The sequence below is a fragment of the Mycetocola lacteus genome, from assembly GCF_003667575.1.
Classification (GTDB): Bacteria; Actinomycetota; Actinomycetes; order Actinomycetales; family Microbacteriaceae; genus Mycetocola; species Mycetocola lacteus.
Genome location: NZ_RCUY01000005.1, coordinates 212,541 through 232,278, shown reverse-complemented (window position 1 = coordinate 232,278; position 19,738 = coordinate 212,541). Strand labels below are relative to the sequence as shown.

The window sequence follows — 19,738 nt, the reverse complement described above, 5'->3', positions numbered from 1 at the left end:
ATCGTTTTTCAGGAACCTGAACCAGGATGGAAGAACAACATGGCGGTTGGCCACGAAGGGGGCACAGCATGAGTGAGGATTCGACAACAACAACGCGGCGCACGGTGGATGTCATCGTGATCGGGGCCGGTCCGGTGGGCGAAAATGCCGCCGACCGCGCGGTACGCGGCGGCTTGAGCACGGTGATCGTGGAGCGAGAACTGGTGGGCGGCGAATGCTCCTACTGGGCCTGCATGCCGTCCAAGGCGCTGCTGCGTTCGGGACAGATTTTGCGTGCGGCCAGGGCGGTCCCCGGCGCGGCCGAGGCGATCACCGGTGAACTGGACGTGCCCGCGGTGCTGGCTCGGCGCGATTCCTTCACCAGTAACTGGGACGACGCGGGACAGGTGCGTTGGCTCGAGAGCGCACACATCGACCTGGTGCGCGGACACGGTCGCCTGAGCGGCGAGCGTGAGGTGACGGTGACCGGACCGGATGGTGAGGTCACCATCCTCACCGCCAACCACGCGGTTGTGGTGGCCACCGGTTCGATCGCGACCGTCCCCAAGATCCCGGGGATCGAGGAAGCTGGTGCCTGGACCAGCCGCGAGATTACCGCGGCGCAGAGTGTGCCGCCACGTCTGGCGATCATCGGCGGCGGGGTGGTGGGAACCGAGATGGCCACGGCCTTCGCCTCCCTCGGCTCCGAGGTGACGCTGATTGCGCGGGGCACGCTGCTGGCCGGACTCGAAGACTTTGCCGGCGAGTATGTGGCCGATGGCCTGCGCGAGCTGGGCGTCACCGTGCACACGGGAACCTCGACCGACCGCATCGAACGCGCTTCCTCCGGCGAGGTCACCATCTCTACCTCCGCCGGAGAGGTGCACGCCGATGAGGTGGTGGTGGCCACCGGCCGCGGGGCGAACACCCGTGACCTCGGACTCGAAAACGTTGGTCTCACCCCGGGCGACTGGCTGTCCGTTGACGACACCCTGCTGGTCGAGGGCTTCGACTGGCTCTACGGAGTGGGCGATGTCAACCACCGGGCACTGCTCACCCACCAGGGCAAGTATCAGGCCCGCGCCGCCGGCGACGTGATCGCCGCCCGTGCGAGCGGGAGCGAGCTCTCGACCGAGCCCTGGGGGATTCACGTGGCCACCGCCGACCACGGTGCCGTCCCACAGGTGGTGTTCACCGATCCCGAGGTTGCGGCCGTGGGGCCGAGCGCCGAGCAGGCCACGAAGGCCGGATACTCGGTGCGTGTGGTCGACTACAACCTGGGCTGGGTTGCCGGGTCGAGCCTGTCCCGAGACGGATACACCGGGAAGGCCAGGCTCGTGGTGGATACCGACCGCGAGGTTATCCTGGGCGCGACCTTTGTGGGGCCCGAGGTGGCCGAGCTGGTGCAGACCGCGACCACGGCGATCGTCGGGGAGATCCCGTTGGCCAGGCTGTGGCACGCGGTCCCCGCCTACCCCACGGTGAGCGAGATCTGGCTGCGCCTGCTGGAGGAGTACGGGCGTCCCACCGCGGATTCCCGCCGATGAGCGATCCCAGCCGCGCCGATCGGGTGGCCATTGTGCGCTACCTGCGGGTTGTGCAGGACTCCCGCAACGGCCTCGATGAGCGGACGGCCGCGGCCTTCGAAAAGCTCACCCCGGCGCAGCTGGATCTGCTGGTGGAGCGGCTGACCGGCCCCGCGGCGCTGCCCGAGCCCGGTTTCACCCGGGAGTCGGCCGCGCGCTGGGTGCAGCGGCGCGTGCTCGGCGGTGCCAGCGCACGCGATGTGCGCGGCACCGCTCGGGTGACCGGGGCGGCGCTGGCGCTGTTTGCGGTGGTGATCGGGATCGGCGCGGCCATCGCGATCACCACCGAACCGCAGCCGATGGCCGGGCCCGGAAATCCGCAGCAGAGCGTCAGCACCGAACACGGTGACCCCTCGCGGGACCTGGGTGAGGTGCTGCGTCGGCAGGCCCTGGAGGATCAGCAGACCGACCTCGACTACTAGGCCGCTGTTATTGGGTCGCTGTTACTCGGGCCACTACTCCACCGCCGTGCTCGCCCAGGCCGCCCAGAGGTGGGCGTAGCGGCCCTTGGCCGCCCGGAGCTGCGCGTGGGTGCCCGATTCGATGATCCGCCCGTGCTCCATCACGATAATGCGGTCGGCACGGGCCGCCTGGTCCAAACGGTGCGCGATGATCAGGGCCGTGCGTCCCCGCAGCAGCGCCTCGGCCGCCGCGTCCAGGGTGCGGGCGGCATCGGATCCGGCCTCGGCCGTCGCCTCATCCAGGATCACGGCGGGCGGATCCACCAGGGCGATCCGGGCCAGGGCGAGGTGCTGGGATCGCTCGGCGGTCAGCGGTAATCCGCCGCCACCCACGCGGGTGTGGATTCCCTCGGGCAGCGCGCTGACCCACTCCCACGCACCCACCAGGGTCAGTGCCTCGATGAGGGCCGGGGTGGGGGAGCCCGGCCGGGCGATCACGAGGTTATCGGCGATGGAACCGGCAAACACGTGTCCCTCCTGGGTGGCCAGGGGCACCGGGATCAAGATCGGCAAGCCGCGCTCACGATCACCTTCGGCGTAGCCGTCGAGTCCGTTGCCGTTGCCGTTGCCGCCGGCCCCGCCGCCGTGCACCGGTCCCGCAAAGCCGCTCTCGGCCGCGCGCAGGCCCGCGATCACCGCGGCCAGGGTGGATTTGCCCGAACCGCTCTCTCCGACGATGGCCACATGCTCGCCCGGAGCCACCTCGAGATTCAGCCCCTCCAGGAGCGGGACGCCCGGATGGTAGCCAAAGGTGAGGTCGCGTGCCGCGAGGCCCACCCGTGCATCGCGCACCGGTGTTCCGGTGGGAATCGGAGCGGAAGCCGGCACGGGGGAGGACGAGGGCGCGCGGGTAGGGTTCGGCACGGGAGAAGGTGTCGCCACGGTGAGCACCCCAACCAGCCGGGCCAGCCCGGCACCCGCGCGCTGAAGCACCCCGAACACCCCCAGGACGGTATTGATCGGGTCAAACAGGCCGGCAAAAAACAGCGCCGCGGTCACCGCAGCCCCCAGCGGAACCGCGCCCGTGGTGACCAGCAGATACCCGGCCACGAGGATCGCCGACAGCCCGATCCACTCGGCCAGATTGAGCCGCGCATAAAACACCGTCGCGGTACGAACGGCGCGAAACTCCCAGCCCATCGAGGCACGTGAGGCCGCCTCGATCCGTGTACGTTCGCGCTCGCCCAGCCCCAGAGCACGCACGGTGGGCAGCGCGGAAAACGCTGTGAGCAGGGCACTCGCACGCACCCCATCGGCGGCGCGTCCGGCGGCAAAGATCGGCCCCGAGGCGCGCAGATAGCGACGCACCGCAAATGCCTGCACCGGAATCGCCAGGGCACCGGCGAAGGCAAAGCGCCAGTCCAGGGCGGCGAGCCCCAGCAGCGTCATGATGATCGTGATGCCCGCGCCGGCAAACGCGATAAACGCCCAGGAAGCGGCGTCGGACACCTCCTCGGCATCCCCGGAAACCCGTGAGACCAGATCGCCGGTGCCTCCGGCCTCCACCCGGTCGAGCGGCAGATTTAGTGCGGCCGCGACGGTGTCCTCGCGCAGGCTGGCGACGCCGGGCTGGATCCCCCGGGACAGGGCCACCGTCGCGATCCATCCAAACCCGGCCTGCCCCAGCCCCGCGGCCAGCAGCAACAGTCCCGGGCCCAGCAGACCCAGCGGGTCGGCACCGTCGGCGATCAGCTGGGTGATCCAGCCGATCGAGGCCGGGCCGGCCAGACCGCAGACACTCGCCAGGACTAGGCCGAACAGTGCCAGGAGCAGGGCACCGCGGTGGCGACGCAGCAGTGGCCGCACCACGGCGAATACGGTGCGGACATCGGCCACGGGCAGGAGGGTGGTGGAGGTCATCGCAGTACCGCCTCGAGGTAGCGGGCATTGGAGTCGCCGAGGGAGCCGTGGGTTCCCTCGGTGGGTGCGGTATCGGCGGGTAGGAAAATCACGCGATCACAGCGTGTCAGCCAGGCCGGGGAGGAGGTGAAGACCGCCGTGCCTCGGCCCGCGCGCAGGCTCGCCACCCGCTCGGCAATGGTCTGCTCGGTTGCCGCATCCACCGCGGTGGTGGGATCGTGCAGCACCAGGAGGTCGGGGTCGGCGGCGAGAGCCCGGGCGAGCGCGAGTCGCTGGCGTTGCCCACCGGAGAGGGCCCCGCCGCGCTCGCCGATATCGCTGTCCCATCCGGTCGGGGCCTGCGCGGCAACCTCCTCGACGTGTGCGGCGTGCGCGGCACGGGTCGCGAACGTCGCGGGGGAGTCGTGGACGGCGGGCTCGGCGGCGGGCTCAGCCTCGGATTTGGGAGCAGACTCGGCAGCATCAGCATCAGCATCAGCATCAGCATCAGCATCAGCATCGGCGGCGGACTCGGCCGCGGGGTAAGGCTCTCGGGTGGCCGCATCAGCGGCAGCGGCAGCGATACCGGCAGAGGCAGAGGCAGAGGCAGAGGCAGGGGCGGCGGCCTCGGTGAGGGCGGCGCGCAGCGAACCGGCAAACAGTGCTGCATCGTGCGGTGACACCAGGACGCGACGCCTGAGGAGGCGGGCATCCAGATCGGGGAAGGGGATGCCGCCCAGCCGAATGCTCCCGGACTCGGGATCGCTTTCCCGCGCCAGCAGTGCGATCAGTGCGTGGGCCGTGCGTGGATCCTCGGTAACGATCCCGGTGAGTTTTTGGGTATCGAGTCGCAGGCTCAGCGGGGTTGTGCGCCCCGGAAGTGGGCCTACCTGGATCAGGTCTAGGACGGGGTCGGATCCCGCATCCGCGCTGCCTAAGTTTTCGTGGGCGACGGGTGTGTTCAGGATCGCGGCGACCCGCTCGGCCGAGGCGCGGGCACGGGCAATCGCGGTCCCGGTGAAGGCCAGCGTGTCCATCGGGCCGATGACAAAGCGGGCGAGACCCAGGGCGGCGACCAGCTCTCCCGGGGTGAGGCTGCCGGTCAGCGCGAGGTAGCCACCCAGAACCGTGATCAGCGCCAGATAGGTTCCGGTGAGTGCGGCTCCGACGGCGGTCAGGCTTGCCGCCCCGGCCGTCGCATGCAGGGTCGTCTGGAGGGCCCGGGCGCTAGCCTCGGCATACTGCCGAGCACCGGCACCGCTGGCCCCGAGGCCGCGCAGCACACGCAGTCCACGTACGAGGTCTTCGGCCAGGACGATCACCCGGCCGCGATCGTCCTGTTCGATCCGGCTGCGTCGCTGCACCGGACGCGAGGCGAGACCCAGCGCGATCAGCAGCAGCACGGTGCCCACCATAATCACGATCCCCAGCGGTAGCGAGGCGATCAGCAGCATGATGGTGCTGGCGATCAACACCAGGGCGGCGGCGATGCAGGTTGCGAGCATCCCGGCAAAGGCACCGATGCGGCCGGCATCCGAATCTGCGCGGGCCAGGAGGTCTCCGGGGGCCTGATCCACCCCGCCGGCCGGATCCAACACGCGTGCACTCAGCATCATGCGTACCGAGTGTTCGCCGTGCTGCTTCGCGCGCATGCTGGCTCGGGCCCCGAGCCGGTAGGAGAAGGAGAGCAGGAGGAAGTCCGCGGCGAGAATGCCGATCCACATCAGCAGGGCACCCGGATCGGCGGCCGAGATTGCGGCACCGATCGTGGCACCGATGATCACCGGGACCAGGGCTTCGCCCAGTTGATGCAGTCCGTAGAGGATGGTCGCCAGGACAAGATCGGTTCGTCTGATGGCGAGGGTCTGGCGGATGAGGGATTGGGGTGAAACGGATGACGCGGGCACTAGATCAGATTAGGATAACCTTAGTTCTGTCGTAAAGATGGCAGCGCGCCAACCTCTGTCGTGGATCGGCCACGTCGCGGATTGGCACCGGAAATCGACGGGCGAATGGGAGCCAGAGTGGGTGCAGCAAGCGTGATCGGGCTGGAGCGATTCGAAATGGATCGTGGCCAAAAATTCCGCACCCACGTACACCGCTACCACCAGCTGGCCTGGGCCAGCTCGGGGGTGCTGATGGTTGATGTCGAGGATCACTACTGGGTGCTGCCGCCGAGCCTGGCGCTGTGGATCCCCGCGGGCACCTGGCATGCCGCCGCCGCGCTGCAGCGTTCGGTGATGGAGGGGATCTACCTGGACCCCGCGGGATGTCCCCTCGCCTGGGCGCAGCCCACGGTTCTCGAGGTGTCGCCCCTGGCCGCCCAGCTCATCGGATACCTGGCCGGGGACCTTGCCGAGGATGCGCGGATTAGTGCCGAAACCGTGCTGCTTCAGGTGCTGGCCCCGGTGGATAAGGCGACCATTGAACTCCCGCTGCCCGTGGATCCACGGGCGCGAGAGGTGGCCGCGATCCTGCTGGCCGATCCTGGGGATCAGCGCGGTTTGGACGCGCTCGCCCGGCAGGTGGGATCCAGCTCGCGTACCCTGCTGCGCCTGTTTGTCGCCGAGACCGGGTTGACCTTCACGCAGTGGCGGGTCAACGCCCGATTGCAGGCGGCGATGGCCTATCTGGCGGCGGGGGAGCCGGTGGGACGCGTGGCCGACCGGGTGGGATACGCGACCGCGAGTGCGTTTGTGGCCGCGTTTCGCCGGGTCACCGGGCATACGCCCGCCGCCTACTTTGCCGCGGCCAGCGGGGGACGCCGCGAGGGCGCCGGTGCGGCGACGGCTGAACCCGGCACCGTAGACAGCGAACGGGTGATCGACGCAGCCTAGGTGTTGTGCTCGGCGTCGATTTCCTCAGCGTCGATTTCCTCGGCGTCGATTTCACCAGGGGTGATCGGGGTGAGCAGCACGGCGCCCGCGCCCTGAGCCGCCAGAGCGTCGTTGGGGTTGATTACGCGGCAGGAGCCGAGCGACACGCAGCCACACCCAATGCACTGGTTCATCTCGGTTTCCAGGCGCTCCAGTTCCAGCTGGCGTGCGGCAAGCTGCCCGCGCCAGGACGCGTTGAGGCGGTTCCAGTCGCGCAGTGAGGGCATTCGATCCTCGGGGAGGGCCTCGAACTGTTCGGCAACTTCGGTGAGTGGGATGCCCAGCCGTTTGGCGGTCTGGATGATCGCGATGCGCCGCTCCACATGGCGCGGATACAGCCGGTGGCCGCCCGAGCTTCGCTCGGAATGGATCAGGCCGCGACGCTCATAGAAGTGCAGTGCCGAGGCCGCGACCCCGGTTCGGCGCACAATCTCACCGATCGATAGCAGATCGGTGGGGCTGCGGCGGGGTTCATCCGGCGACGCGGATTTGATCTCAACCATGGTTGAGATTTTACCCTGAAGTAATGCATACCGAGACTTCCGAAGAACACGGCACCTGGGCGGACCTTTTCCGCGGCGGCGCCGGCCCCATCTCCCTGGTTCTAGCCGGCGGCGTCGCCCTCTATGCGGTGACCGTGTACGTCACCGGCGCGTTGCTGCCCGCCCTCAGCGCCGAACTTCACGGGGTGGAGCTGTATGCGTGGGTGAACACCGCGTACCTGACCGCGTCGGTCCTGGCCTCGGCCCTGTCCGGCCGTGCGTCGACTCGGTTGGGCACACGCGGGGCGTACCTGATCGGGTTTGGCCTATTTGCACTGGGGTCGCTGATCATCATGCTGGCACCGTCGATGCTGGTGGTGGTGGCCGGACGGCTTGTGCAGGGTCTCGGCGGCGGCTTCCTCGCCGCGCTCGCCTACGTATCTATCAGTGCGCTGTTGCCGCGGCGAGTGTGGACTCGGGCAACCGTGCTGATCACCGCGATGTGGGCCATCGGTGGGATCGCCGGTCCCGCGCTCGGTGGGGCGTTTGCCTCGGCGGGGGTCTGGCGTGAAGCCTTCCTGATCCTCACCATTGCCTCGATTCTGCTCGGTGTGATGGCGCTGATTGTGATTCGCGCACCCCGCCCCGAGGGAGCCGGTGCGCCGGGCCTGGCCGTGGGCTCGCTGGTGCTGGTGGTGATCGCCGCGGTGCTCTTTAGCATCGCGACCGTGGTCACCGGCGGCTGGCAGATTTTCGCCGTGGCCCTGGGAGTGCTTGCCCTGGTGCTGTTTGTTGTGGTGGAAAAGCGTGCCGGGTCGCCCCTGCTCCCGGCGATGACGTTCCGCCGCGGCTCCAACCTCAAGTGGGTCTACCTGGTCGCGGGTATGATCGGTGGCTCGGTCATGATCGAGTCGTTTGTGCCGCTCTTCGCGCAGGAGATCGGGAACGTGCCCGCCCTCCCCGCGGGCTACCTGGGGGCCGTGCCGTCGCTGGGATGGACGGTCGCCGAGATCTTCAGTGCGATGATCGTCGGGACCCGCGCGCGACTGCGGGCACGCACCATCGCACCGTTTATCACCGTGGCCGGGCTGGCCGGGTTCGCGCTGGTGTCGGGCACGTTGGATGGGATCGGCGTACTGATTGGTTGGATCGTGACCCTGTCCCTGATCGGCATCGGCGTGGGCATCGGATTCCCGCACCTGAGTGTCGCGGCAATGTCCTCGGTGGAGGGCGAGGAGGAGCAGGCGGCGGCCGCCTCGGGCGTGGCCACCGTGCAGCTGCTGAGTAACGCGATCGTGACCGCGCTGGCCGGAATCCTGCTGGGAACCTCGGTTGCCGGACTCACCTCGGCGCAGGTCGTGTCGGGCGGATTGGCCATTCTGGTGGCCGTGTCGATCCCCGCCGCCCTGGTGGTGGCCCGCCGACTCCGGACTCGGTGATTCCGCTCGCGGTAATACCGGTTTGGCACATTGTTAACCATTCTTTCGAATGATGTGAATGATGCGTGGGATGGATGATTTTCACGGATCCGGACCCTAACGTAGGAGCATGACACGTATTCCCGCTCGGATTTTGGCCCTCGCCGGTGCCGCTTTGGCCCTGTCGATCACGGTCACCGGCTGTGCCGGTTTTGACGAGATGGTCACCCGCACCAAGGCCGCGAGCTTTCAGGACCGTGACGCCCTGATCAAATCGGGCATCACCGCCGACTGGGTTCCCGCCGATGCGCACCGTATCCGCGGGGCGCGTTCGCTGGACAACGCCGACATGTCGGTACTGATCAGTTCGAAAACCAAGCTGGATCCGCGTAAGTGCCCGCGCAAGCAGCGCCAGTCCACACCCTCGTTTGTCCTGGCCGGTGCGCCCAACGCGTATGCGGCCAAGGAGGTGTACGCCTGTGGCGAGTGGAGCGTCATTCCCACGCGTAACGGGTGGTTTGGGTGGACCCCGAACCACCCGCAGGAATCCGGGAAGAAGGATGGCCCCCGCCTGGGTCACCACCCGGTCCTGCGCACCGAATAGCGGCTACTCCGGTAGGTTTTCGGCGATCCCCAGTGGCAGCACGAGCGGGGTTTGTGGTCCCTGGATGCCGCCCCGCACATAACCCACGCGCAGGGTGATCGCCCGATCCAGGTCCGAGTAGCGCACCAGGACGGTTCCCCGCCCGCTCGCATCCAGGGTGCCGGTGAGTCCCAGTTTTGACTTCGAGGTGTCCCAGGTAGCGCCGGGCCAGCCGCGGAGGCTCCACTCGACCCCGCGCAGGGTTAGTCGCGGCGTTCCCGCCACCACCGGCGCGAAAGAGGCGTCGGTGGAAACCGGTGTGGGCGCGGATTCGCGACCGTCGGCGAGTCGCTCGGTCACGGTGATGGTGATGCCCACCGGCGTCATTCCGGCCAGCGCGGAGCTCTCCCAGGAGCCGTCGGCGGCGACCCGGGCGCTGGCAAGCAGTGTGGGGGAGACCCGCTGGAAGGTTCGCAGGGAGGCGGCATAGGAGCCGTGAACGAGGATGTCGGCACCGGGGGTGGCCGCGGTGCCGGACAGGCTCAGGCTGCCGGCCGCGGTGTCAAAGTGTGCGTCCGGCGCGGTCGGTGGCTGCGGATCCTCCGGGGTCGGCGTGGGATCCGGTGTCGGTGTGGGGTCCGGGGTCGGAGTGGGGTCCGGGGTGGGCGTGGGGTCCGGAGTGGGAGTGGGCTCGGGGGTTGGTGTGGGATCCGGAGTGGGTGTGGGTGTGGGGGTAGGTGCCGGAGTGGGCCGGGTGGGCTGCGTCGGTATCTGCGCGGGGACGTCCACAGCCGGTGCCGCGGGCACCTCCGGTGCCGGAGTCGAAACCGGGGCCTGCGCGTCGGGCCGCGTGATCCTCAGCGGAACAAAGGAGGCCTGGACTCCGAGGTGCGTGGATCCGGAGCCCGGGTCTGTCGCGGGCGCATCCGCTTCGGGATCCGGAGTCGAGGCCGACGGAGTCTCCTCATCGCGTGAGTCTTCGGTCGAGGAGCCCGGGTCTTGTGATGCCGCCGGCGACGCCGCAGGCAGAACAACCAGCCCCACCGCGAGGGCGGCCCCGGCAACGGCCACCCCGGCGCCGGCACCCGCGATCACCTGCGTGGTTTTGGAGGGGAACAGCTTGCGGGGCACCAGGGTGATCAGCCCGGTGAGTGCGAGCCCCACCGAGGCCGCCTGAATACCAAACAGGAACCACTGCTCGCGGCAGCGCTCGCACCCATCGATATGGCCGAGCAGTCCGCCGCGAATCGGGTCGGGGATCTCCGACCAGCGCAGATCCGCGAATCTTCCCACGGTCTGAGCGCAGGTGTCATCGATCACGGGGCCGGTAAACGCGGCCACGACCCAGGCCTTGCGCAGTCGGGTGCGGGCGCGGTGCAGCGCGACCCGGGACTGACCGGGATTCATCCCCTGGACGGCACCGGCGTCGGCCACGGAGGATCCGTTGATCTCCACGGCGGTGATCAGCTCGCGATCGCGTTCGGACAGGGCGCCCAGGGCATCGGCCAGGTGTGTGCGGGTTGCCAGGTCACCCAGATGGTCGCCGGGTTCCACCCGCAAGCCGGGCAGATCCTCCGCCTCGGCCACGAGGACTTGACGTCCCGCGGAACTCCAGGCCGATCGCACGGTGTTCTGGATGGTGCGGGTTAAATACCCGCGGAACTCGCCGGTGGGTCCGCCGCCCGCACGCAGCGCATCGTAGATCTTGCTGAAGGCATCGGACACGGCGTCCTCGGCGAGGTCCTGATCCATCGACCGGGCCAGGCGGAGGGCGAACTCGTGATGGCGCTGCCACAGCGTACCGATGGCCTCGGCTTGACCGGCGCGCACCTGATCACACAGGGTGCTATCGGGTACGACGGACATAGACTGCGGCCTTTCGGGTGGCGCGCACCCCCGATCTCGGTGAGGGTGCACCGAAAGGGGGACGGGTTGTGGGTGTTTCGGGCTGGGTGGGCCCGGGCTGTGGGAAAGCCGCCGTCTAGCTTACCCCAGGGGTATCTGCGGTGCGGGTTCCGCATCGTCGCGGCGGATTCGGGTCGCGCCGCGACGATGCATCCGAGCGCGCGAGAGGGTAGCTCGCCTGGCTCGGCGGGTAAGACCGGGAGGTAAATCCCGGCTGGGGGGAGGGTATGCCCACACCATGACCACTGCCCACCCCTGCCGGGTGTTACACGACGCGCCGAAACTTTTTAGTTTGTGTTCCGGAACCGATCGAGCGCCGCCGCGGCATCCTCATCCACCAGGTGTGCGTTGGCCACGGCACCGGCCCGGACCCCGGCGGCCGCCGCGGCACCGACCTGCGCACCCAGATCGGTCGCGTTGCCGGCGACCCAGACGCCGAGAACGCTCGCCTGACCGGTGGCGTCGGTCTCGATGGCACGGCCCATCGGGTTCTCGGTGATCGCGAGGTTGAGGCTCGCTACCGGATCCAGGTTCGCCACCATATGGGGTGCCACCACAACCGCCGTGCGTGGAATGAGTGTGCCATCGCTCAGTCGGATGCCGCGCAGCGTGTCCGCGTCGATATCCAGCCCGGCCACGGCACCCTCGATGATCCGGATGCCCAGTGCCGCAAACTCCTCCCGGGTGTCCGCGGCCAGTTCGGTCTCGTTGGTGAAGAAGGTGAGATCGCGACTCCACTGGTGAAACAGGCGCGCCTGGTGGACCGAGCCCGGACCGCTGGCCAGGACGCCGATGGGCTGATCGCGCACCTCCCACCCGTGGCAGTACGGGCAGTGCAGCACCTCGCGGCCCCAGCGCTCGCGGACCCCGGGGAGATCGGGGAGCTCGTCGGTCAGGCCGGTGGCGATGATGATGCGGCGGGCGCGCAGGGTCGAGGGTTCCCCCGCCGAATCGGGGGTGACGTGCACGGTAAACCCGATGCCCGTGGGGTCCGCCACCACATCGGTGACGCTGCCGAGCAGCAGTTCGCCGCCGTATCCGGCCAGTTCGGACCGGCCGCGCGCAACCAGCTCCAGCGGCGGGATTCCCTCGAGTCCCAGCAGGTTGTGGGCGCCCTCGGCGGGGGCGTTGCGCGGGACACCGGCGTCGATGACCAGGGTACGGCGGCGTGCCCGGCTGAGGGTTACGCCCGCGCCGAGGCCGGCCGCGCCGCCGCCGATGATGATCACGTCGTAGGGGGTGGTGGTGGGGTTCATGAAGGCTCCGTCTCGTGGATGTTGATTCCATCCTGAAGCGCAGCGCAATAAAACAGCAAAGAGTTTTGCTGAATGGAAAATTCACGGGTGGTGTGTAGCCACCGGCGGCCGGTCTGGTGTCAGACTGGAGCCATGACCGATGCCCGACACACCCTCGATGCCCTCGGTGCGCGACTCAACCGCCTGCGCACCGGGCGTGACCTGACCCTCGCCGAGCTCTCCGAACTCACGGACATCTCGATCAGCACCCTCTCCCGGCTGGAGAGCGGCGTGCGACGCCCGAGCCTGGAACAGCTGCTCCCGCTGGCCCGTGCCTACGGGATGACCCTGGACGAGCTGGTGGACGCCCCCGAAACCGGGGATCCGCGCATCCACGTCAAGCCTCACGTGCACCGGGACGGAACCAAAACCATTCCGCTGACGCGGCGTCCCGGCGGGATCCAGGCGTTCAAGATGGTGCTGCCGCCGGCGCGCTGCACGCCGCCCAAATCGCTCATGGTGCATGAAGGGTACGAGTGGGTGTACGTACTCTCGGGCCGGCTCAGGCTCCTGCTGGGGGAGCGCGACATGGTGTTGGAACCGGGGGAGGCGGCCGAGTTTGATACCCGGACTCCGCACTGGTTTGGTCCGGTGGCCGGGGGCACGGTGGAACTCCTCAGCCTGTTTGGCAAGCAGGGGGAGCGGGCGCACACCAAACTGGCCCCGGGACGTGAGTCCCCGGGCCAGGAGGCGGGTAATGCGTAGGGCGTTTTAGGCGGTGACGCCGGGGTTTGCGAGGACCGCACGCGAGCGCAGCGCCCCGTCGGCCAGCGAGCTCAGCACCTCGGTGGCGCGTGCCATCTCGAAGCTGTCCACCACGGTGCGGATCTTGCCCGCGGCCGCCAGTTCCAGAACCTCACGCATCTGCTCCCGGGTGCCGATCACCGAGGCCTGGATGGTCTGAGCCTTGTTGAACGGGAACTCGGCCAGGGTCAGCGGCACGCCGTTGACCAGGGTGCCACCCCACTTGAGCACGCCGAAGGCCTGCTCGGTGACCACGTCGGCCGGGGCGAAGGTGATGACCGCATCGGCCGAGTCGGCAATCGCGGCCAGGGCCTCGGGGTCGCGGGAGTCTACGGTGTCGGCGGCGCCGAGCTCGCGGGCCACCTCGAGGTGTTCGGGGGTGCGACCCACCGCGATCACCCGGGCGCCGGTGAGCGCGGCAAACTGCACGGCCATGTGGCCCACGCCGCCGAGGCCGAAGATCGCTACGGTGTCGCCGGGGCCCACAGTGAGCTTGTCCACCGCGGCAAAGGCGGTGATGCCCGGGCAGAACAGCGGCGCGCTCTCGACCAGGTCGAGGGAGGCGGGAACCGGGTAGGTGTGGGCGGCGGTCGCGATCATATATTCCGCATAACCGCCGTTGACGTGCTCGCCGGTGATCTTGCGATCGTGGCAGAGGTTTTCGCGTCCACTGGTACAGAACTCGCAGGTCTCGCAGGAGGACCACAGCGGCTGAACGCCCACCGGGTCGCCCACCTGGAAGTCGGTGACACCTTCGCCCAGGGCGCTGACGTAGCCGGTAACCTCGTGGCCGGGGATGATCGGGCTGATTGCAGGCACGCCGCCATCCACCCAGTCACCCTCGATCATGTGCAGGTTCGAGCGGCACACGCCACAGGCCACCACGTGGATTTCCAGCTGGCCCGCGGCGGGGGCGGGACGCGCGGTTTCGCGCCAGGTCAGGGGTGCCTGCGCGATCGGCGCGGGCTGGTCAAGTTCTTGTGCAAACATCGAAGTCATGTCTCAACGCTAAAACCGGACCTGAGAGCGCGTCCAATAAGAGATCCGTATGGATGGGTTTTAGCGGCCCAGCGCGGCGGCGAGTTCCCCGCGCGTGGTTTCGATCTGCGGGGTCCCCACAAAGGTCTCGGCAAACGCGCGGGCGGTCTCATCCGCGGTGTCGGAGAGGACCAGGCGGATCTCCCAGCCGAGGGAGTCATCCTCGATGATCGCGCGGGGAAGCTCCGCCGCCTCGAGCTTCGCCGCCATCGACTCGGGCACAATCGCGACCCCGCCGCCGCGGGCGACCAGGCGGATCAGCATGTGCACGTCTTCCAGGGTCATCACGCTCTGCCGGGTGATGCCCCGGCGCGCCCACGCCTCATCCAGGATGCGCCGCGCCGCCCAGGTGTCGGCGAAGTCGATCGTCGCGACCCCGTCCAGTTCCTCGGGACGAAGACTCTCGCGGGTGGCCAGCGGGTGTCCCTCCGGGCCGAGCAGTACAAAGGATTCCCGGCGCAGCGGGATCGAGGTTGCCGAGACCTCCTCGGTCAGGCCGTTGGCAAGCAGCGCCAGGTCGATCTCGCCGGTATCCAGCTGGGAGTGCAGCGACTGGGTCGAAGCCTGGGTGAAGTGCATGCTGGTGTGCGGATGGGCGCTGCCAAAGGCGGTGATCAGATCCACCAGGTCCACAAAGTCGCCCAGGCACTGTTCGGCACCGATCCGGGTGGTGCGCGGGCTCGCGCTCGCCGCGCGCAGCAGTGCCTCCTGAGCCCGGCGCGCCTCGCCCAGCAGTAGCGCCGCACGTGGACGGAACGCGTCGCCCGAGGCGGTGAGGGTGGCACCCCCGCGTCCGCGGGTGAACAGGCTCACGCCGAGTTCGCGTTCGAGCGCGCGAATCGAGGAGGACAGGCCCGGCTGGCTGACAAAGGAGCGCTCGGCGGCGCGGGTGAAGTTCTCCTCGGCGGCCACGGCCAGGAAGAATTCAAGCTGACGCAGATCCATTAGCGGGGCTCCTCGGTGGACATGGCGGTGGCGGTGGCGGTGTTGGGGCCGGCGGCGGTGGCCGTGCCGGGCGCGGCGGGCCAGTGCGAGAGGGCACCGTCTAAGACGTCGATCAGGCGCTGCCAGGACGCGGCGGTTTCGGGGTCCGAATGGGAAAACCCGCCGGTGTCATCGAGTCCGATGAACCCGCCGATGCTTGATCCGATGATTCGCACCGCGTGTGGAACCTCGGACGCCGGAAGCCCGTAGCCGCGGATCACCCCGCCCAGGATCGCCGAGACCCGCCGACCGGCGGCCACAAACTCCTCACCGGCGAAGTGTGCCCGGCTGGCCTGCCAGAGCCCCGGGTGTCGGCGGGACATCTCAAGCATCGCCTCGGCAGCCGCGGCGAGGGCTGCGCGCGTGTGTAGCCCGGCGGTCGCGCGGGTGAGGTCGGCGGCCAGCACCGCGTGGGCGCGGGTTCCGATGATCTCACGCAGCGCATCGAGCCCGCGCACGTGGGCGTAGAGGCTCGCGGGCTTGACGCCGAGTTCGCGGGCGAGGGCCGACACGGTGACCCGGTTAAAGCCGAGACGGTCGGCAAGCTCGGAGGCAACGGTGCCCACGTGTTCGAGGGTAAGCCCAACGGTCGCGGCCATGATCTCCTCGCGTTTGGTAACGGTGTCCTCTCTGGATTATAGGCGTCGGTGGCGGCCCAACGGGTGGGCCGGGCCGCCGCCGCACGCCGGGGTTTGCTAGTGGGTAGCTTCGCCCGCGGCTTCGGACACGAGGGCGGAGATGGCCGTGACCTCGTCCTTGCCGAGGACCACATCGAGGGCCGCCATGTTTTCCCGGAGGTGTGCACGGCTCGTTGTGCCGGGGATGGGAAGGATACGGTCATCGAGGTGCAGGAGCCAGGCGAGTGCCAGCTGTCCGGTCGTGATGCCATGCTCGGCGGCGATCGGGTCCAGCACCGCATAAATCGGCGTCGCATCGTCGATGCTCTTGCGCAGGCTCATCGGCCACCAGGGGGAGAAGACGCCGCCATCGGCAAGGGTCGCCCGCATGAGTGCGCCGCCGGTGCGGTTGGCGGCGTTGTACATCGCGGTGGTGGCGGCAATCGGGGCGATCTCCCGGGCGATGGCATACTGCTCGGCAGTGACGTTGGAGAGTCCGATGTTTTGGATGAGTCCCTCGTCGCGAAGATCCCGTAGCGCTCCCACCTGATCCTCAAACGGGGCATCGGTGGCATAACCATTGTGGAGGTAGTACAGCGGGAGAGAATCCAGGCCGAGTCTTCTTGCGCTCATGACCGCGCTCTGGCGCAGGTAGATCGGATTGCCGACCCATCCCAGGGTGTCGTAGTCGAAGCCTCCGCGAACAAAGCCTCCCTTGGAGGCGATGGTCAGCTCGGGGTAGGGGTGCAGGGCCTCGCGGATCAGGGTTTCATTGTGGTGTGGACCATAGACATCGGCGGTGTCGATGAAGTCCACCCCCTCTTCGCGCAGGGCGCGAAGCAGGGCCAGGCCGCCCGCATGGTCGGGGTAGGGTCCCCATACCTGTTCGCCGGTGAGCTGCATGGCACCAAAGCCAATCCGGGTCACCGTGTGGGAGGAGCCAATGGTGAGTGTTCTGCTGGTCATTGAAGCGGCTTTCTCGTAAAATGGGGAGCATCCCCGTAAAAGTGGGGAGTGTCCCCGATTCTATCTGGGGAGTGTCCCCGTTTTCAAGCGAGAGTAGTGAAATGACCGATCCACTGGTATCCAAGCGGCCGGCGCGAGCCGATGCCGCAAGAAATTTTGATGCGATCGTCGCCGCCGCTCGCGAGGTGTTTGAGCGCTCGGGTTCCCAGTCGAGCATGGATGAAATTGCGCGGATTGCCGGGGTGGGAAGCGCCACGCTCTACCGGCATTTTCCTCGCCGAGACGATCTCGTGGAGGCGCTCTATGCGCGTGAGGTCGCCCTGGTCTGTGAATATGCCGAGAGCGTCACGGGGGAGGGTGATCCCTTTGAGGCGTTGACGCTCTGGCTGCGTCGCCTGATCGTGGCAATGGGGACCAAGCGCCTCCTCATGGAGGGCTTGGCATTCGAGCCCAGTCGTTACCCCACGCTGATTGAGGCGCTGTATGCGGCCGGGCGCGTGGTTTTGGAGCCGGCCAAGGAGGCGGGTGCCGTCGCGTCCGACCTTGAGGCCGATGATGTGATGCGCCTGGCCATCGCGGTGAGCGCGGCCGTCTATCGGGATGATGCGCAACGGGAGCGCGTTTTTGCCGCCGCGCTGCGGGGTCTGCGGCCCGCGAACTGAGCGGGAATTGGGAAACGCCCCGAGGGAAATCCTCGGGGCGTTTTTGCTGCCCTCAGCAAAATGTTTGCACTGATATCAATCTAGTGTTATCGTTGCTATCAGTTCGAGGGAATCGACGATCACCACCCGGTCGCCTCCTCGACACAGACTCAATCGGGAGACATCATGACCAGCACTTCGAACACCACAGCCTCGGCGAACACCGCCACCCAGGGCCGCGTTGCCCTCGTGACCGGCGGATCCGGCGGCATCGGCCGCGCCACCGTCGAACGCCTCGTCGCCGACGGCTACTCGGTGGCCGTGCACTACTCGGGCAACCGCGCCGCCGCCGAGGAGACCGTGGCCGCCGTGACCGCCGCCGGTGGATCCGCGATTGTGGTGGGCGGGGACGTCGCCGATGAAACTGCGATGGCCACCGCGTTTGACCAGACCGAGGCGGCCTTTGGCGGGATCGACGTGGTGGTCAACACCGCCGGCATCATGATCCTCGGTCCCATCGCCACCCTGAACCTCGATGACCTCGACCGCATGCACCGCACAAACATCCGCGGCACCTTCGTGATCTCGCAGCTGGCCGCGAACCGCCTGCGCTCGGGCGGCGCGCTGATCAACTTCTCCACCTCGGTGTCCCGTACCAAGTTCCCGACCTACGGCGCCTATGTGGCCAGCAAGGCCGCGGTCGAGTCGATCAGCCTGATCCTGGCCCGCGAGCTGCGGGGCAAAAACATCACCGTGAACGTGGTGGCCCCCGGCCCCACCGCAACCCCGCTGTTCCTCAACGGTAAGGACGAGCAGACCATCGAAAACCTCTCCAAGGCCGTCCCGCTGGAGCGTCTGGGTCAGCCCGAGGACATCGCCGAAACCGTGGCCTTCCTCGCCGGTCCGGCTCGCTGGGTCAACGGCCAGGTCATCTACACCAACGGTGGACTCGCCTAAGCGCGGCCCACGGAAACACAGGGAAAAATCATGACCACCATCGTCTTGATCACCGGTGCCTCGAGCGGTTTTGGGGCACTCACCGCACGCGCACTCGCCAGCGCCGGACACACCGTCTATGCGGGCATGCGCGAAACCACCGGCCGCAACGCCCCGCAGGTTCAGGCGGCCGCGGACTTCTCCGCCGAGCACGGGGCCGATCTGCGCGCCATCGAACTCGACGTCAACAGCCAGGACTCGGTGGATGCCGCCGTGGCTCAGATTCACGCCGAGCACGGTCGGATCGACGTGCTCATCCATAACGCCGGCCACATGGTCACCGGACCCACCGAGGCGTTCACCCCCGAACAGCTGGCCGAGCTGTACAACGTCAACGTGCTCTCGACCCAGCGGGTCAACCGGGCCGCGCTGCCAAATATGCGTCATCGCGGCAACGGACTGGTAATCTGGGTATCCAGCACCTCGGTGCTCGGTGGGACCCCGCCCTACCTGGCCCCGTACTTTGCGGCCAAGGCGGGCATGGACTCGCTCGCGGTGTCCTATGCCGCCGAGCTCTCGCGCTGGGGTGTGGAGACCTCGATCGTGGTCCCCGGATCGTTCACCAACGGAACCAACCACTTTGCACACTCGGGTCGCCCGGCCGATCAGGAAACCGTGGCCGAGTATGAGACCCGCTATGCGGGGCTGATGGAGCAGGTGTCACAGAAGCTGGCCGAGCTCTCCCCACCGGATGCGAATGCCTCGATGGTCTCCGACGAGATTGCCCGCATCGTGGCGCTGCCCGCCGGGACGCGTCCGTACCGGGTTCACATCGACCCGGCAAACGATGGATCCGAGGCGGTCGCGGCACTTTCGGATGCCAATCAGCAAGCATTCCTCAACCGTGTGGGCCTCGGTGACCTGCTCACGGTGACCCCGCGGGCCTAGTTTCCCTCGAATCGAACGGAGTAGTCATGACCCCCACCCTTCCGGAACCGATTGCTCGGTTCATCGACACCACCAACGCCCAGGACTCCGCCGGCTTTGTGGCGGCCTTCACCGAGGACGCCCTGCTGGATGACTGGGGGCGCGTCTTCCGCGGGGCCGGCGGCATCGCCGACTGGAACCGCACCGACAACATCGGGGTCAACGCGCACTTCGATCTGGTGAGTGTCGAGCAGGCACCCGCCGGGGAGGAGTGGATCGTGACACTCAGGGTCAGCGGCGATGGCTATAACGGCACCGGCCCGATGCGCTTCCAACTCGCGGGCGACCGGATTTCTCGCCTGCGGATCACACCCAACTAGGTTCTAGCACAACGGGGCCCCTTCTCCCGCGGGAGAAGGGGCCCCGTTGTGTTGTTGAGCCTGCGTGTGCCGGGTACGGAT

19 protein-coding genes are annotated in these 19,738 nt (G+C 68.0%); 10 read left to right on the top strand and 9 right to left on the bottom strand.

What is annotated here, in order from left to right; genetic code table 11:
• Positions 1 to 68: 68 nt before the first annotated feature.
• Positions 69 to 1,526, top strand: a complete 1,458-nt coding sequence (locus tag D9V34_RS06590; RefSeq protein ID WP_121688054.1) for a dihydrolipoyl dehydrogenase family protein — start codon at positions 69 to 71, stop codon at positions 1,524 to 1,526.
• On the top strand, positions 1,523 to 1,987 hold the full coding sequence (locus D9V34_RS06585) for a hypothetical protein (RefSeq protein ID WP_121688053.1): 465 nt from the start codon (positions 1,523 to 1,525) through the stop codon (positions 1,985 to 1,987). Before D9V34_RS06590 ends, D9V34_RS06585 begins: the two co-directional genes overlap by 4 nt.
• 33 nt (positions 1,988 to 2,020) lie before the next feature.
• On the opposite strand, the gene D9V34_RS06580 is transcribed toward D9V34_RS06585, so the two are convergent.
• Entirely contained in the window at positions 2,021 to 3,886 is a 1,866-nt protein-coding gene (locus D9V34_RS06580) for an ABC transporter ATP-binding protein (RefSeq protein WP_121688052.1), read from the bottom strand.
• Entirely contained in the window at positions 3,883 to 5,772 is a 1,890-nt protein-coding gene (locus D9V34_RS18245; RefSeq protein WP_121688051.1) for an ABC transporter transmembrane domain-containing protein, read from the bottom strand. The genes D9V34_RS06580 and D9V34_RS18245 overlap by 4 nt, the downstream gene beginning before the upstream one ends.
• A 117-nt stretch (positions 5,773 to 5,889) precedes the next feature.
• Between D9V34_RS18245 and D9V34_RS06570 the strand changes: the two genes are divergently transcribed.
• Entirely contained in the window at positions 5,890 to 6,702 is an 813-nt protein-coding gene (locus D9V34_RS06570; RefSeq protein WP_220700550.1) for an AraC family transcriptional regulator, read from the top strand.
• Here the strand turns inward: D9V34_RS06570 and soxR are convergent.
• Positions 6,699 to 7,244, bottom strand: a complete 546-nt coding sequence (gene soxR, locus D9V34_RS06565) for a redox-sensitive transcriptional activator SoxR (RefSeq protein ID WP_121688050.1) — start codon at positions 7,242 to 7,244, stop codon at positions 6,699 to 6,701. The genes D9V34_RS06570 and soxR overlap by 4 nt on opposite strands.
• A gap of 23 nt (positions 7,245 to 7,267) precedes the next feature.
• On the opposite strand from soxR, the gene D9V34_RS06560 reads away from it, so the two are divergent.
• Positions 7,268 to 8,662 carry an MFS transporter gene (locus D9V34_RS06560; protein ID WP_121688049.1) on the top strand — a complete coding sequence of 465 codons (1,395 nt, stop codon included), beginning with the start codon at positions 7,268 to 7,270 and terminating at the stop codon, positions 8,660 to 8,662.
• A 109-nt stretch (positions 8,663 to 8,771) separates the two neighbouring features.
• Positions 8,772 to 9,245 (top strand): hypothetical protein, encoded by a 474-nt coding sequence (locus D9V34_RS06555; RefSeq protein WP_147441629.1) that lies wholly within the window; start codon positions 8,772 to 8,774, stop codon positions 9,243 to 9,245.
• A gap of 3 nt (positions 9,246 to 9,248) precedes the next feature.
• Here the strand turns inward: D9V34_RS06555 and D9V34_RS18240 are convergent, their stop codons facing one another.
• Both D9V34_RS18240 and D9V34_RS06545 read right to left on the bottom strand, forming a co-directional pair.
• Entirely contained in the window at positions 9,249 to 11,090 is a 1,842-nt protein-coding gene (locus tag D9V34_RS18240; protein WP_121688047.1) for an RNA polymerase sigma factor, read from the bottom strand.
• Between the two features lie 326 nt (positions 11,091 to 11,416).
• Positions 11,417 to 12,385: an NAD(P)/FAD-dependent oxidoreductase gene (locus tag D9V34_RS06545; protein ID WP_121688046.1), complete on the bottom strand. Its 969-nt coding sequence runs from the start codon at positions 12,383 to 12,385 to the stop codon at positions 11,417 to 11,419.
• A 132-nt stretch (positions 12,386 to 12,517) separates the two neighbouring features.
• Here D9V34_RS06545 and D9V34_RS06540 point away from each other — a divergent pair, with 132 nt between their 5' ends.
• Positions 12,518 to 13,129: a helix-turn-helix domain-containing protein gene (locus tag D9V34_RS06540; RefSeq protein ID WP_121688045.1), complete on the top strand. Its 612-nt coding sequence runs from the start codon at positions 12,518 to 12,520 to the stop codon at positions 13,127 to 13,129.
• A gap of 6 nt (positions 13,130 to 13,135) precedes the next feature.
• Here the strand turns inward: D9V34_RS06540 and D9V34_RS06535 are convergent, their stop codons facing one another.
• From D9V34_RS06535 to D9V34_RS06520, 4 genes are all read right to left on the bottom strand, one after another.
• Positions 13,136 to 14,158, bottom strand: a complete 1,023-nt coding sequence (locus tag D9V34_RS06535) for an alcohol dehydrogenase catalytic domain-containing protein (protein WP_183091882.1) — start codon at positions 14,156 to 14,158, stop codon at positions 13,136 to 13,138.
• Between the two features lie 69 nt (positions 14,159 to 14,227).
• Positions 14,228 to 15,151 (bottom strand): LysR family transcriptional regulator, encoded by a 924-nt coding sequence (locus D9V34_RS06530; RefSeq protein WP_121688043.1) that lies wholly within the window; start codon positions 15,149 to 15,151, stop codon positions 14,228 to 14,230.
• Positions 15,151 to 15,789, bottom strand: coding sequence for a TetR/AcrR family transcriptional regulator (locus D9V34_RS06525; protein ID WP_121688042.1), 639 nt, complete (start codon positions 15,787 to 15,789; stop codon positions 15,151 to 15,153). The genes D9V34_RS06530 and D9V34_RS06525 overlap by 1 nt, the downstream gene beginning before the upstream one ends.
• A gap of 96 nt (positions 15,790 to 15,885) precedes the next feature.
• Entirely contained in the window at positions 15,886 to 16,773 is an 888-nt protein-coding gene (locus D9V34_RS06520) for an aldo/keto reductase (RefSeq protein ID WP_121688041.1), read from the bottom strand.
• A 101-nt stretch (positions 16,774 to 16,874) separates the two neighbouring features.
• Here D9V34_RS06520 and D9V34_RS06515 point away from each other — a divergent pair, with 101 nt between their 5' ends.
• The 4 genes from D9V34_RS06515 to D9V34_RS06500 all read left to right on the top strand — a co-directional run bounded on the left by D9V34_RS06515 (position 16,875) and on the right by D9V34_RS06500 (position 19,657).
• Positions 16,875 to 17,435 (top strand): TetR/AcrR family transcriptional regulator, encoded by a 561-nt coding sequence (locus D9V34_RS06515; RefSeq protein ID WP_183091881.1) that lies wholly within the window; start codon positions 16,875 to 16,877, stop codon positions 17,433 to 17,435.
• 165 nt (positions 17,436 to 17,600) lie between these two features.
• The gene (locus D9V34_RS06510; RefSeq protein WP_121688039.1) at positions 17,601 to 18,371 is read left to right on the top strand and encodes an SDR family oxidoreductase; all 771 of its coding nucleotides are present in this window, start codon (positions 17,601 to 17,603) and stop codon (positions 18,369 to 18,371) included.
• A gap of 30 nt (positions 18,372 to 18,401) precedes the next feature.
• Complete coding sequence (locus tag D9V34_RS06505) at positions 18,402 to 19,298, top strand: SDR family oxidoreductase (protein WP_121688038.1); 897 nt, start codon at positions 18,402 to 18,404, stop codon at positions 19,296 to 19,298.
• A gap of 26 nt (positions 19,299 to 19,324) precedes the next feature.
• Entirely contained in the window at positions 19,325 to 19,657 is a 333-nt protein-coding gene (locus D9V34_RS06500) for a nuclear transport factor 2 family protein (RefSeq protein ID WP_030143245.1), read from the top strand.
• The last annotated feature ends 81 nt before the right edge of the window (positions 19,658 to 19,738 follow it).